Consider the following 13,048-nt stretch of genomic DNA (forward strand, 5'->3'; position numbering starts at 1 on the left):
TCACGTTCGCGCCTTTCTGCTGCGGATGCGGTCGTGGACCAGTGTCCTCGCCCCCGGGCGGCCTACTCGCTCCGGGGTACGGACGCGGGTTCCGCCCCCGATCACGCGTGTCCCGGCCCGCAGCACGCGAATCACGCCCAGGCGGCACGGAGCGCGCCCGGGCCCGGTGCGGCGGCTAGAGCTCGTCGCGGCCCGCGCCGCGCGACGGCACGGCGGTGAACAGCCTGGGGTGGCGCAGATCCGCCGCTTCGTACGCGGCCTTCACCGCCCGCCCGACGGCGTCCACATCGGACTCGCGGACCAGCGCGATCGCCGAACCGCCGAAGCCGCCGCCGGTCATCCGCGCGCCGAGCGCCCCGGCTTCGCGGGCCGAATCGACGGCGAGGTCGAGTTCACGGGTGGAGATCCGGTAGTCGTCGCGCATGCTCACGTGCGAGGCGTCCAGGTGAGGACCGATCTCGGTGATCCGGCCCGCGCGCAGCAGCTCCACCGTGTCGAGGACGCGCTGGTTCTCCGTCACCACGTGGCGTACCAGCGGAACGAGTTCCTCCGGCAGCCTGCCGAGCGCGGCGTCCAGCCCGTCGACGTCGATGTCCCTCAGCGCCTTCACTTCGAGCAGTTCCGCGGCGCGTTCACAGCCCCGGCGGCGTTCGCCGTAGCCGCCCTCGGCGTGCGAATGCTTCGTGCGGGTGTCCATGATCAGGATCCGGACGCCGGATTCCTCCAGCGGGAACGGCACCTGTTCCAGCTCGCCGGAGCGGACGTCGAGGAACAGCACGTTCGATTCCGTGCAGCACAGGGAAGCGGTCTGGTCGAGCAGACCGGTCGGCGCCCCGACGAAGTCGTTCTCCGAACGCTGCACCCAGCGGGCCACCTCGTGCAGGCTCGGCGAACCCCCGCCGGTGCCCGGAGTGGTACCCGCCAGCCCCAGCAGGGCGAGCGCGACGGCGCATTCGAGCGCGTGGGAGGAGGACAAACCCGCCCCCGAGGGCACGTTCCCCGCGATCGCCACGTCCGCGCCACCGCCGAGGCCCTGGTCCCGCAGGACCCACGCGACCCCGGCCGGGTACGCGGCCCACCCCTCGACCGAGCCGGGCCGCAGGCCGGCGATCGTGAGCGGGCCGGATTCCTGGACCCTGCCGTCCGAGCCGAGGGTGGCGACGGTCAGCACACCGTCCTCGCGCGGCGTCGCCGCGGCGGCGAGCCGGTGCGGGAGGGCGAACGGCAGCACGAAACCGTCGTTGTAGTCGGTGTGCTCACCGATCAGGTTCACCCGGCCCGGCGCGGACCAGACCCCGGCGGGAGCCCGGCCGTGGAGGGCCTGGAAGGTCTCCGCGGCGTCGGACGCGGCGCTCACCTGGCCTGCGCCAGCACGGCGTGCAGCGCCGACACGGGCACCTGAGCGGTGCTGCTCCCTCCGGTCACCTCGATGGTGCCGCCGGGCGCCGTCTTGCCGACCTTGACCCGGCTGCCGGGCACGATGCCGACCGACTTGAGCTCCGTCATCAGCGTCTCGTCCAGCTGCACGTGCTCGGCGATGCGGCGGATCTCGACCTCGCCGCCGCCCATGCGGGCGAACTCGTCGAGCCGCACGAGGTCGGCTTCGGCGGGCGGGGCGGGATCGCCGTCCCCGAGCTTGTCGAGCCCCGGGATCGGGTTGCCGTAGGGCGAGGTGGTCGGGTGGTCGAGCAGCTTGACCAGCTTGCGCTCGACGGCCTCGCTCATCACGTGTTCCCAGCGGCAGGCCTCGTTGTGGACGTGCTCCCACTCCAGGCCGATGACGTCGACCAGGAGGCGCTCGGCCAGCCGGTGCTTGCGCATGACCGCGATGGCGAGTTCGCGACCGTGCTCGGTCAGCTGCAGGTGCCTGTCGTCCGCGACCACGACCAGCCCGTCGCGCTCCATCCTGGCGACGGTCTGGCTCACGGTCGGGCCGCTCTGCTGCAGCCGCTCCGCGATCCGGGCCCGCAGCGGGACGACACCTTCTTCTTCGAGCTCGTAGATGGTACGCAAGTACATCTCTGTGGTGTCGATGAGATCGTTCACGCTGTCCCCTTCGTCCGCGTTGCTCATCGTAGTCGCTGGCACTGACAGCGACGCAGGCGTGGGGAGAACAAGCACCGAGGCGGGAAAAGTCCCCCAAGCTGGGCAGGGAGGCGTGGGGCACGGGAAGATGGGCCCATGCGCCCCATGATCACCACCAGCGAACTCGCCGCGCGGCTGTCCGGGCCGGAACCGGCACGCTCCGTAGTGCTCGACGTCCGCTGGCGGCTCGCCGGCCCGCCCGGCGCCGATTCCTACCGCGAGGCGCATCTCCCGGGCGCTGTCTACGTCGACCTCGACACGGCGCTGGCCGGGGAGCCGGGGGACGGCGGCCGTCACCCGCTTCCCGATCCGGAGACGCTGCAGCGGCATCTGCGGGCGGCCGGGGTCCGCGCCGGTCACCCGGTCGTGGTCTACGACGACGCCGACGGTTCGGTCGCGGCCAGGGCGTGGTGGCTGCTGCGCTGGGCCGGCCACGCCGAGGTCGCCGTGCTGGACGGCGGGTTCGCGGCCTGGGCCGAGGAGGAGCGACCGGTCACCGGTGAGGTCCCCTCGCCCGAGGAAGGGGACATCGTCGTCAAGCCGGGCGGCATGCCGGTGCTGGACGCGGCCGGGGCGGCCACGCTCGCCAGGGACGGCTTGCTCTTCGACGCGCGGGCCAGGCCGAGGTACGCGGGGGAGACCGAGCCGATCGACCCCCGCGCCGGGCACATCCCCGGTGCGGTCAACGCGCCCTTCTCCGGGCACGTCGGGGAGGACGGCCGCTGGCGCGACGCCTCGGAACTGGCCGAGCGGTTCGAAGGTCTCGGCGTGGCCCCGGAGATCCCGGTCGGTGTCTACTGTGGATCGGGCGTCACCGCCTCGTCCGTCGTGCTCGCGCTCGAGGTCGCCGGGCACCCGGAGCCCGCGGCGTTGTACGCGGGTTCGTGGTCGCACTGGTCGCGCGATCCGGAGCGCCCGGTGGCCACCGGGGATCTGCCCGGCTGACCCGCGGGCGTCCGGAACGCCGCACGGGCCGCGTCCGGGCACTAGAGTTCGGACCATGCGAGCACCGGCCGTCGTATGGGACTCCTCGCTGCTGGGTTACGACCTCGGCGGCGAACATCCGTTCAACCCGGTGCGGCTCGAACTGACCATCCGGCTCGCCACCGAGCTCGGTGTGCTCGACGGGGTCGAGCTGCTCGTCCCCGGCCCGGCGGGGGAAGACGAGCTGCGCCGCGTGCACCTCGCCGAGTACATCGAGGCCGTGCGGCAGGCGCCGATGACCGGTGCCGACTTCGCGCACGGGCTCGGCACCGAGGACAACCCGGTGTTCACCGGGATGCACGAGGCTTCGGCGCTGGTGGTGGGCTCGACGCTGCTGGCCGCGCGGAAGATCGCCGAGGGCGAGGCGACGCGGGCGGTGAACATCGCCGGCGGGCTGCACCACGCGATGCCGGGCAAGGCGTCGGGTTTCTGCGTCTACAACGACTGTTCGGTGGCCATCTCGTGGCTGCTCGACCACGGTTTCGACCGCGTCGCCTACGTCGACACCGACGTGCACCACGGTGACGGCGTGCAGACGGCGTTCTACGACGACCCCCGCGTGCTGACCGTTTCCCTGCATCAGCATCCCTTCACGTTGTGGCCGGGAACGGGCTACTCCGCGGAGACCGGCAAAGGCGGGGCCGAGGGCACCGCGGTCAACCTCCCGCTGCCGCCCGGCACCCGCGACGGCGGCTGGCTGCGGGCGTTCGAGGCGGTGGTGCCGTCACTGCTGGAACAGTTCCGGCCGCAGATCCTCGTCACCCAATGCGGCGTCGACTCGCACGAGGAAGACCCGCTGGCGGATCTCTCGCTGTCGGTGGACGGCCATCGCGCCATCTACCGGCGGCTGCGTGAACTGTCCGAAGCGCACGCCGGTGGCCGCTGGCTCGCCGTCGGCGGCGGTGGCTACCAGCTGATCCGGGTGGTGCCACGCTCCTGGACCCATCTGCTCGCCACCGTGCTCGGCCGCGACGTCGACCCGGCGACGGCGCTCCCGCCGAACTGGGTCGCGTCGATCTCCAGGGCGGCTCCGCGAGCCGAGCTCCCGGCCGGCATGTCCGACGGCCGCGAGACCGCGTTCGTCCCGTGGGGAGACGGAGCGGACGAGCCGGTCGACATCGCCATCCGTGACACCCGCCGCGCGATCTTCCCCCTGCACGGCCTCGATCCGGACGATCCGAGGGACTGACATGGCCAGTGAGGACACCAAACGCGACCCGTACGACTTCCCGCGCGAGTGGGAAGCAGACGTCCTGCTCTCCGACGGCGGCACGGTGCACCTCCGCCCGGTGATCCCCAGTGACGCCGACGGGCTCGTCGCCTTCCACGGCAGGCTGTCCGAACGCACCCGGTACTTCCGGTACTTCGGCGCCTATCCGCGGATCCCGCAGCGCGACCTCGAACGGTTCTCCGTCGTCGACCACCACGACAGGGTCGCCTTCGTCGCGCTGCTGGGCGACGACATCGTCGCCGTCGGCCGGTACGAACGGCTCGAACACGGGCCGTCGGCCGAGGTCGCGTTCGTCGTCGACGACGCCCACCAGGGACGCGGCCTCGGGTCGATCCTCCTGGAACATCTGGCCGCCGCCGCGTCGGAATGCGGGCTTCGCCGCTTCGTCGCCGAAGTGCTCGCCGAGAACGCGGCGATGGTCCGCGTGTTCCGCGACGCGGGTTACCAGGTCAGCCGCGAGATCGAGGAAGGCGTGCTGCATCTGGAGTTCGACATCGACCCGACCGAGGAGTCGCTCGCGGTCGCCCGGTCCAGGGAGCAGGCCGCCGAGGCGCGCAGCGTGCACAATCTGCTGCATCCGAAGTCGGTCGCGGTGATCGGCGCGTCCACCGATCCGACGAAGATCGGCTACGTCGCCCTGACGAACCTGCTCAGCGCGGACTTCGCCGGCACCGTCTACCCGGTCAACCCCGAGCACAAGTCCGTCCGGGGTGTCCGCGCCTATCCGTCCGTCGTGGACATCCCCGAGGACGTCGACCTCGCACTGGTCGCCGTGCCCGCCGAGGCCGTCGAGTCCGTTTTGGACGGTGCGCTGGCCAAGGGGGTCAAGACCCTCCTGATCGTCTCGGGCGGATTCGCCGAGGCCGGGCCGCACGGGCTGCACGCGGAGCTGAGGCTGGTCGGGGAGGCGAGGGCGCACGGGATGCGGGTCGTCGGCCCGAACGCGCTGGGCGTGCTCAACACCGACGCCTCGGTCCGCCTCAACGCCACCCTCGCGCCCCGCCTGCCCGCCCGGGGCCGCACCGGGTTCTTCTGCCAGTCCGGCGCGCTGGGCACCGCGATCCTCGCCGACGCCGAGGCGCGCGGCCTCGGGCTGTCGACGTTCGTCTCGGCGGGTAACCGGGCCGACGTCTCCGGTAACGACCTGCTCCAGTACTGGGAGACCGATCCGGCGACCGACCTCGTCCTGCTCTACCTGGAATCGTTCGGCAATCCGCGCAAGTTCGCGCGGCTCGCGCGGCGGCTGGCGCGGACGAAGCCGGTGGTCGCGGTGAAATCCGGCAGACACGCGGTCCGCCCGCAGCTCGCCGCGACGTCGGCGGAGGTCGACGAGTCCAGCGTCCAGGCCCTGTTCGAGCAGGCGGGTGTCGTCCGCGTCGACACGCTCGCGCAGCTCTTCGACACCGCGCTGGTCTTCGCCCACCAGCCACTGCCCGCCGGGCCCCGGATCGCCATCGTGGGCAATTCCAGCGCCATCGGGCTGCTCGCCGCGGACACCGCGCGGGCGCACGGCCTCCGGCTGACCTCGGACCCGGTCGACGTCGGGCCGCAGGCGAGCCCGGAGGAATTCGCCGCGGCCGTGCGCGAGGCGCTCAACTCGCCGGAGACCGACGCGCTCGTCGTGGTCTTCGTGCCGCCGCTCGCGATCCCGGGCGCCGCGTACGCCCGCGCGCTGCGGGAGGCCGTCGTGGAGATGGACAAGAACAAGCCGATCGTGTCGACCTTCCTCGCCGTCGAGGGGGTGCCGGACGAACTCGCCGTGCTGTCCGAGGACGGCGTGCCGACGCGGGGTTCGGTGCCGTCGTACCCGAGCCCCGAACGCGCGGTGAACGCGCTGGCGCGGGTCGTGCGTTATGCCGCCTGGCGGCAGCGGCCGCAGGGGAATCTGGTGCGCCCCGCGGGCCTGCACGCCGAGCAGGCACAGGTGATCGTCGCCGAACTGCTGGCGGGCGAGGACGGCAAGACGACGTTGCTGTCCGACGACGACGTGGTCCGGCTCCTGGGCTGCTACGGCATCGACGTCGTCCCGTTCCGGGTCGTGACGTCCGCGGACGAGGCGGTGAAGGCGGCCGAGGACCTGGGCTTCCCGGTCACCCTCAAGGCCGTCGACGAACGGCTGCGCGGCAGGCCGGACCTCGCCGGTGTGCGGCTCGATCTGTCCTCTGTGGACGGAGTGCGCCGGGCGTATCTCGACCTGCGGGAGATCTCCGGTGACGACGAGGTCTACGTCCAGCGGATGGCGCCCAAGGGCATTTCGTGCGTGGTCGGGCTGCAGGACGATCCGTCGTTCGGCACGCTCGTGTCGTTCGGTCTGTCCGGTTTGGTCAGCACGCTGCTGGGGGACCGGGCCTACCGCGCGGTCCCGCTCACCGACGTCGACGCCGCCACGCTGCTGCGTGAACCACGGACTTCGCCGCTGCTGACCGGGTATCGCGGCGACGAACCGGCGGATCTGGCCGCGCTCCAGGACATCGTGCTGTGCGTCGCGGCGCTCGCCGAGGACAATCCCGAGGTCCGCTCGATGACGCTCGACCCGATCCTGGCGTCACCGGACGGCGCGTTCGTCGCCAACGCGCGGATCGTGCTGGGCCCGCCACCGTCCCGGCCCGACACGGGGCCGCGACGGCTGAGGCCGATCAACGCTCCTGCTTGAGCCATTCCTGGGGCGAGCGGGCCGCGAGGTCCGCGTCGTGGCTCGTGAACGCCGCGATATCGCCCCGGATCGTGTTGTGGAACGAGACGATCAGCCCGTCGTGGACGAGTTTCGTCTGCACCGCCTGAGCTTCCCCGGCCAGGGGACCGGCGGGAATGGTCAGCGTGGTGGCGGTGTGCACGAGATCGAATCCGCCACCGAGCGGACGGCTCGACACCTGGCGGATCCGCAGCGTGCTGCCCCGGTAGATGGTGTCGAAGATGTTCTGGCTTTCGCGCGCGATCGTCGCGCGGCCGCGCTGGATGCGGCCGACGACGTCGACGAAATCCGCGTCCTCGGCGAAATTCGCGGCCCACGCCTCGCCGTCGCCGTCGTTCCAGGCGCGTTCCAGCGCGGTGATGATCTCCTCGGTGGTCATCGCTATCCTTCCTAGAACATCGATCCGCAAGTTAGAACAACGTTCCAACTTTCGAGGAGCATACATGCCCGCGGACCTTCCCGGCATCGTCCGGTTGCGCGACCGCCGTGAGGCGTTGACGCTGCGCACGATCCTGACGGCGGCCCGCGGCCTCTTCGCCGACCGCGGGTACGCGCGGACACCGATCCGCCTCATCGCCCAGGAAGCGGGGGTGTCCCCGCAGACCATCTACGCGCACTTCGGTTCGAAGGCCGGTGTCCTCGGTGGGCTCGTCGACCTCCTCGACGACGAGGCCGGGATCCCCGACCTCGTCGCCGAGGCGCACCGGACCGAGGACCCGGTCGCGTTGCTCGGCCTGCTGGCCGCGGTCGCCCGTCAGGTCCGGGAACGCTGCGGCGACATCGTCGCGATGCTGAGCTCCGGTGCCGCCGTCGATCCGGACATCGCCGCGACCCAGGCGGAGGGCGCGCGGCGCAACCGGCTCGGCGTCGAGATGGTGATGGACCGTGTCCGGAAGAGCGGCCGCACCCTGGTGCCCAGGGCCACGGACATCGCCGTGGCGCTGATGAGCGCCGACGTCCACACCAGCCTCGTCGCCGAGGCCGGGTGGAGTCACGACGACTACGAAGCCTGGCTCAAGGACACCTTGGTCACGTCGCTGCTTCGGTGACGCAATGTCTTGCCGAAGAACTCCGAGAGCCGAGCACGCTGCGTGGCGACGCTCCGCGCTGGATCGATGGTGCCGACGAACGCGGCCGGGGCATTGCCCACTTGCGGCAACAGCGTCTGGTAGTCGGTGAAACTGAAGTGCTCTCCGTCCGGCAACCGCACTTCGCGCGTCCAGCCACGCTGGTTGCGGAGGAACTCCTGCCAGGACGCGTCCGACGCGGCACTGTGGTCACCGGCGCTCATCAGCAGGAACGGCCGGTCCAGCCCTTCGTCGGCGACGCGGCCGAAGATCCGCTGCGACTGCGAATGGGCCATGCTGCCGTCCAGATTCGCCCCGGCGACGACGCGCCGGTCGCTCACCATCGTCTCGCCTGCGGTGAACCCGCCGGCTGAGTGGCCGAACATGCCGGCCTGGGTCAGCCCGAGCGAGTCGAGGACGAAGCGCGTGTCCCGAACGCGAGTGTCGAGCACCCGCTTCGAAACCTCGATGCTCGACGGTGGCAAGGACTTCTTCGCGACGCGGCCGCCGGGGAACTCCACCGCTTCCGCTTCGTGGGTGTGGTCGATGGCCACGACGACGTAGCCCTCACTCGCGAGCTGTTCCTGGTGGGTGGTGCCGTGCGAACGCGACAACGTACCGCCGGGTGAATACAGCACGACAGGCCGCTTGCCGCCGATCGCGGGCGCACCGATCCGGGAATGGGTGGGGAAGCGGTAGTCGAGCTGATCCGCCGTCATGCCCAGCTTGACGGCGTCGCCCTCGGCCACCACCTTCGCGACACCTGGCGCCATGTACGGCGCTTTCGGCTGCCCGCTCGGCAACGCCGGGTACCGCACGGTGACCATCAGTTCCCTTGTGGTGCCGGGAACCCACGGGTCCTGCCGCGAGTGATCGACGAGATGGAGGTCGGTGCTGCCGACGGCGTACGGACCTGTCGGCGCGGGCAGGCTCAAGCGGACGGGCGCCGCCGATGCGGACGGTGCGAGGAGGACGGCGGGGAGGGCGAGTGCGGTGGCGAGTACGCCGATCCGGCGCGTTGTTCGTTTCATGGCACCGAAAGTAGGGACGGTGCCCGGCCGCCGGCATCGGGAAGATCACCGGTCCCGCCCCTGGGATCCCCCTGTGTCCACCCCCGCGTTTAGTCCTCTAGATGCGGTAGTTGGCGACGCGAACTACCGCATCTAGAGGACTAAACGCGGGGGTAGGGGAGCTCTTGGGCGTCGCGGGTGCCGTCCGCGGCCAGGTTTCGCTTGAGCACCTTGTGGGTGGCCGTACGTGGTAGGGAGTCGAGAATCCGCACGAACCGAGGCCACTGCTTCGGCCCCAGGTCGCTTTGCGCGGCAACGAAAACGGCGAGCTCGGCGGCGTCGATCGGAGACCGGCAGACCAGGGCGGCCATCACCTGGTCGCCCACGCGCGGATCCGGCACGCCGTACACGGCGGCCTCGCTGACGGCGGGATGCCGCAGGAGCGCGCGTTCGATCGGGGCGGTGCCGAGGTTCTCGCCGTCGACCCGCAGCCAATCGCCGAGCCTGCCCGCGAAATAGCAGTACCCGTCCGAGTCGAGGTACGCCAGATCGCCGGTGTGGTACATCCCGTCGCGCATCCGCTCGGCCTCGGCCTCGGGATCGCCGTAGTACCCTGCGAAGAAGCCCGGCCCGCCGGTGTTGACCAGTTCGCCGACCGCCACGGCCGGGTTGAGCAGCTCCCCGCCTTCGCCGAATTCGGCAGGCGGACAAGGATTCCCGGTCTCCGGATGGAGGACGGCGACGTCGTCGAGCAGCCGGCCGAGCGATCCGGGCGGGGTGGTGGCGTCCCTGCCGAAGTTCACGCCGCCCTCGGTCGAGCCGAAGGCGTCGGCCACGTGGCAGCCGAAGCGCCGGCCGAACGCGGCGAGATCGGCTTCCGCGCCTTCGTTGCCGTAGACCAGTTTCAGCGGATTGTCGGCGTCGTCGTCCCGTTCGGGAGTGGTGAGCACATAGGACAAGGGCCTGCCCACGTAATTGGCGTACGTCGCCCCGAACTTCCGGACGTCCGGCAGGAAACCGGATGCCGAGAAGCGCCGCCGCAACGCGATCCCCGCGCCCGCGGCGAGCCCGACCGACCAGCCCGCCATGATGGCGTTGGAGTGGAACATCGGCATCGACACGTACACGGTGTCCTGTGTGGACAGACCGAACCGCGTGGCCAGCATCTCGCCGGGATAGGCGATCTTGCCGTGCGTGCACCGGACCGCCTTCGGGTCACCGCTGGTGCCGGAGGTGAAGATGAGCATGAGCAGGTCTTCCGGCTTCGCGGCCACCGGATCGACGTCCTCACCGGCCGGTTCGAGTTCGCTCAGCGGCAGCACCGGCACACCGGCATCGGACAGCAAAGAAACGTACTTCTCCTCGGCGAGCACCAGCTCGCAGTCGGCCAGTGCGATGTCGCGGGCCAGCGCCGCGCCCCGGCGCGTCGGGTTCAGGCCGACCAGCACGTGGCCCGAGAGTGCCGCCCCGCCGAGCAGGAACGAGAACTCGGGAACGTTGTCCGCCAGCAGCCCGAAGTGCCCACCGGGCCGCAGGATCCCGGCGAGCGCGGCGGCGTGCCCGGCGCAGGCCCGGACGTGCTCGGCCCAGGTCCAGCGCCGGTCTTCGAACAGCAGGCCGGTCGAGCGGTCCTCCGCCCGCGCGAGCAGGAGTTCCGTGACCGTGGGGGTCATGCCGGGTCCGCGGCCAGCAGGTCGCCGAGTCCCCGCAGCTGCGCGGTCGCCCCGCCCAGGGTGAACTCGAGCCGTTTCGCCGCGACGAAGTAACGGTGTAGCGTGTGGTCGACGTCGATGCCCACCCCGCCGTGGACGTGCACGGCGGTGTGCGCGACCCGGTGCCCGGCCTCGGCCGCCCAGAACTTGGCCGTCGCCACCTCTTCGGCCGCCGGAAGCCCTTCGCCGAGCCGCCAGGCCGCCTGCCACAACGTCAGCCGGACGGCTTCGACGTCGACGTAGGCGTCGGCGAGCCGCTGCCGCACCGCCTGGAAACTCCCGATGAGGTTGCCGAACTGCTTGCGTTCCCGCGCGTACGCCGCGGTCAGCTCCAGCGCCCGTTCGACGACGCCGAGCTGCTGCGCGCAGACACCGATCGTCCCTCGGAGCCGCAGCCATTCGCCGACGTCGCCGAGCGAGGCCGTGGTCTTCGCGCCGGACAGCTCGACCAAGGCCGCGTCGGCGTGGTCGACGGTCCGCTGCGGCGAGACCGTCACGGCGTCCCGGTCGAGCAGGAACACCTGACGACCGCCGTCGACGGCGGCTTCGACGAGGAACCCGTGCGCGAACGCGCCCGACGCGACCGCGGTCTGCGCACCCGTCAGCCGCCAGCCGTTCCCGTCGGCCTCGGCGGTGAACCCGCACGGCACGCCGTAGTCCGGCAGGGTCACCGCGAGGACGTGGTCGCCGCGCAGCACCGGGACGATCCAGCGTTCGGCGAGCCGCCCGTCCCCGAAGGAGGCCACCGCGGCCGCGCCCATGACCACCGACGTCAGATAGGGCACGGGCGCGACCGCGCGGCCGATCTCGGCCAGCACGGAACACTGCTCCAGCAGCCCGAACCCGCCCCCGCCGACCGACTGCGGCAGCGCGGCGTCGAGGACCCCGGCCTGCGCCAGCGCGGTCCACAGTGGAGCGTCGAAGCCACCGGAACCGTGTGGCCCCAGTACGTCGGGGGTGACCTTGTCCGTCAGGATCCGGCGCGTGAGCGAAGCGAGATCCTGCTGCGCTTCGGTGAGCGTGAAGTCCATGGATGTCTCCTAGCGCGTGACGGGCAGGCCGAGGGCGGTCGCGGCGATCATGTCCCGCTGGATCTCGTTGGTCCCGCCGCCGAAGGTGAGGATCAGCGAAGACCGGTGCAGCCGTTCGATCCGGCCGCGCAACCGGGCGCCGGGGGAGCCCTCGCGGACCACGGCGCCCGCGCCGAGGATCTCCATCATCAGCCGGTACGCCTCGGTCGCGAACTCCGTGCCGAACACCTTCGTCGCCGACGCCTCCGCGGGGCCGAGGTCGCCGCTCGCGGCCGCCCAGGCGATGCGCCAGTTCCGCAGTTTGAGGTACTCGGCGTGGGTGTGGATCCGGGCCAGGTGCAGCCGCACCCACGGCTGGTCGACGACGCGGGAGCCGTCGGGCAGCTTCGTGGTCTGTGCCCAGCTCCGCACCTCGCGCAGCGACGTCTGGATCGGCGCGGCCGACGTCAGCGCGACGCGTTCGTGGTTGAGCTGGTTCGTGATGAGCGGCCAGCCCTCGTTCTCCCCGGCGACGCGTGAGGTCACCGGCACGCGCACGTCGTCGTAGTAGGTCGCGCTCGTGCCCGGCCCGGCGACCGTGTGCACCTTCGTCCAGGAGAAGCCGGGGGCCGAGGTCGGCACGATCAGCATGCTCAGGCCCTTGTGCTTGCGGGCGTCGGGGTCGGTGCGGGCGGCCAGCCAGACGTAGTCGGCGTACTCGATCAGGCTCGTCCACATCTTCTGGCCGTTGATGACGTAGTCGTCGCCGTCGCGGACCGCGCGGGTGCGCAAAGACGCCAGGTCGGTGCCCGCGCCCGGTTCGGAGTAGCCGATCGCGAAATGCAGCTCGCCGGCGGCGATCTTCGGCAGGTAGAACGCCTTCTGTTCTTCGGTGCCGTAGCGCATGATGGTCGGCCCGACGGTGTTCACCGTGAGGAACGGGACGGGCACCCCCGCCGCGGCCGCCTCGTCGGTGAAGACGAGCTGGTCGAGCATCGGCCGGTCCTGCCCGCCGTACTCGCGGGGCCAGCCGATCGCGAGCCAGCCCGCACTGCCGAGGTCCCGGACGATTTCCTTGTACACCAGGCCGTCGCCGTATTCGCCACCGTCACCGGCCAGGGCTTCGCGGCGTTCGGGGGTCATCAGCCCGGCGAAGTACTCCCGGAGTTCCGCCGCCAGCGCCCGCTGCTCCGGCGTGTAGTCGATCCGCATCCGTCACCTCTGCCGTCGGTGCTCGTTACTGGTGCCATGGCCGCT

The 13,048-nt window shown here is 71.3% G+C and carries 11 protein-coding genes; 4 read left to right on the plus strand and 7 right to left on the minus strand.

The genetic code is table 11. The annotated features are described in order from the left end of the window. Positions 1-175: 175 nt before the first annotated feature. Both galK and ACOCEP_RS23055 read right to left on the minus strand, forming a co-directional pair. The gene (galK, locus tag ACOCEP_RS23050; RefSeq protein WP_482331064.1) at positions 176-1,357 is read right to left on the minus strand and encodes a galactokinase; all 1,182 of its coding nucleotides are present in this window, start codon (positions 1,355-1,357) and stop codon (positions 176-178) included. Next, the gene (locus ACOCEP_RS23055; protein ID WP_016332755.1) at positions 1,354-2,073 is read right to left on the minus strand and encodes an iron-dependent transcriptional repressor DtxR; all 720 of its coding nucleotides are present in this window, start codon (positions 2,071-2,073) and stop codon (positions 1,354-1,356) included. Before ACOCEP_RS23055 ends, galK begins: the two co-directional genes overlap by 4 nt. A gap of 108 nt (positions 2,074-2,181) precedes the next feature. Here ACOCEP_RS23055 and ACOCEP_RS23060 point away from each other — a divergent pair, with 108 nt between their 5' ends. From ACOCEP_RS23060 to ACOCEP_RS23070, 3 genes are read left to right on the plus strand one after another with little or no spacing between them, the layout of a single operon-like run. Further along, entirely contained in the window at positions 2,182-3,030 is an 849-nt protein-coding gene (locus tag ACOCEP_RS23060; RefSeq protein ID WP_482331065.1) for a sulfurtransferase, read from the plus strand. A 55-nt stretch (positions 3,031-3,085) separates the two neighbouring features. Next, a complete protein-coding gene (locus tag ACOCEP_RS23065) occupies positions 3,086-4,258 on the plus strand; it encodes an acetoin utilization protein AcuC (protein WP_482331066.1) in 1,173 nt (390 codons plus the stop codon). A 1-nt stretch (position 4,259) separates the two neighbouring features. Further along, positions 4,260-6,953, plus strand: coding sequence for a bifunctional acetate--CoA ligase family protein/GNAT family N-acetyltransferase (locus tag ACOCEP_RS23070; protein ID WP_482331067.1), 2,694 nt, complete (start codon positions 4,260-4,262; stop codon positions 6,951-6,953). Here the strand turns inward: ACOCEP_RS23070 and ACOCEP_RS23075 are convergent. Next, a complete protein-coding gene (locus ACOCEP_RS23075) occupies positions 6,937-7,371 on the minus strand; it encodes an SgcJ/EcaC family oxidoreductase (protein WP_482331069.1) in 435 nt (144 codons plus the stop codon). The genes ACOCEP_RS23070 and ACOCEP_RS23075 overlap by 17 nt on opposite strands. Positions 7,372-7,435: 64 nt before the next feature. On the opposite strand from ACOCEP_RS23075, the gene ACOCEP_RS23080 reads away from it, so the two are divergent. Next, entirely contained in the window at positions 7,436-8,041 is a 606-nt protein-coding gene (locus ACOCEP_RS23080) for a TetR/AcrR family transcriptional regulator (protein ID WP_482331070.1), read from the plus strand. Here the strand turns inward: ACOCEP_RS23080 and ACOCEP_RS23085 are convergent. The 4 genes from ACOCEP_RS23085 to ACOCEP_RS23100 form a co-directional block, all read right to left on the minus strand. Continuing rightward, the gene (locus ACOCEP_RS23085; protein WP_482331071.1) at positions 7,993-9,090 is read right to left on the minus strand and encodes an alpha/beta hydrolase family protein; all 1,098 of its coding nucleotides are present in this window, start codon (positions 9,088-9,090) and stop codon (positions 7,993-7,995) included. The genes ACOCEP_RS23080 and ACOCEP_RS23085 overlap by 49 nt on opposite strands. A gap of 140 nt (positions 9,091-9,230) precedes the next feature. Further along, complete coding sequence (locus tag ACOCEP_RS23090; RefSeq protein WP_482331072.1) at positions 9,231-10,742, minus strand: long-chain-fatty-acid--CoA ligase; 1,512 nt, start codon at positions 10,740-10,742, stop codon at positions 9,231-9,233. Then, positions 10,739-11,812: an acyl-CoA dehydrogenase family protein gene (locus ACOCEP_RS23095; protein WP_482331074.1), complete on the minus strand. Its 1,074-nt coding sequence runs from the start codon at positions 11,810-11,812 to the stop codon at positions 10,739-10,741. The genes ACOCEP_RS23090 and ACOCEP_RS23095 overlap by 4 nt, the downstream gene beginning before the upstream one ends. A gap of 9 nt (positions 11,813-11,821) precedes the next feature. Next, positions 11,822-13,003, minus strand: coding sequence for an acyl-CoA dehydrogenase family protein (locus ACOCEP_RS23100; RefSeq protein WP_482331075.1), 1,182 nt, complete (start codon positions 13,001-13,003; stop codon positions 11,822-11,824). Positions 13,004-13,048: the final 45 nt, after the last annotated feature.

This window comes from Amycolatopsis sp. CA-211722 (genome assembly GCF_056828465.1).

What these genes read in the sequence shown, in the direction of transcription:
- ACOCEP_RS23075 (WP_482331069.1), bottom strand. Translation starts at nt 7,371, where the DNA reads ATGACCACCGAGGAGATCATCACCGCGCTGGAACGCGCCTGGAACGAC.
- ACOCEP_RS23060 (WP_482331065.1), top strand. Translation starts at nt 2,182, where the DNA reads ATGCGCCCCATGATCACCACCAGCGAACTCGCCGCGCGGCTGTCCGGG.
- ACOCEP_RS23095 (WP_482331074.1), bottom strand. Translation starts at nt 11,812, where the DNA reads ATGGACTTCACGCTCACCGAAGCGCAGCAGGATCTCGCTTCGCTCACG.
- ACOCEP_RS23070 (WP_482331067.1), top strand. Translation starts at nt 4,260, where the DNA reads ATGGCCAGTGAGGACACCAAACGCGACCCGTACGACTTCCCGCGCGAG.
- ACOCEP_RS23055 (WP_016332755.1), bottom strand. Translation starts at nt 2,073, where the DNA reads ATGAGCAACGCGGACGAAGGGGACAGCGTGAACGATCTCATCGACACC.
- ACOCEP_RS23090 (WP_482331072.1), bottom strand. Translation starts at nt 10,742, where the DNA reads ATGACCCCCACGGTCACGGAACTCCTGCTCGCGCGGGCGGAGGACCGC.
- ACOCEP_RS23065 (WP_482331066.1), top strand. Translation starts at nt 3,086, where the DNA reads ATGCGAGCACCGGCCGTCGTATGGGACTCCTCGCTGCTGGGTTACGAC.
- ACOCEP_RS23100 (WP_482331075.1), bottom strand. Translation starts at nt 13,003, where the DNA reads ATGCGGATCGACTACACGCCGGAGCAGCGGGCGCTGGCGGCGGAACTC.
- ACOCEP_RS23085 (WP_482331071.1), bottom strand. Translation starts at nt 9,090, where the DNA reads ATGAAACGAACAACGCGCCGGATCGGCGTACTCGCCACCGCACTCGCC.
- ACOCEP_RS23080 (WP_482331070.1), top strand. Translation starts at nt 7,436, where the DNA reads ATGCCCGCGGACCTTCCCGGCATCGTCCGGTTGCGCGACCGCCGTGAG.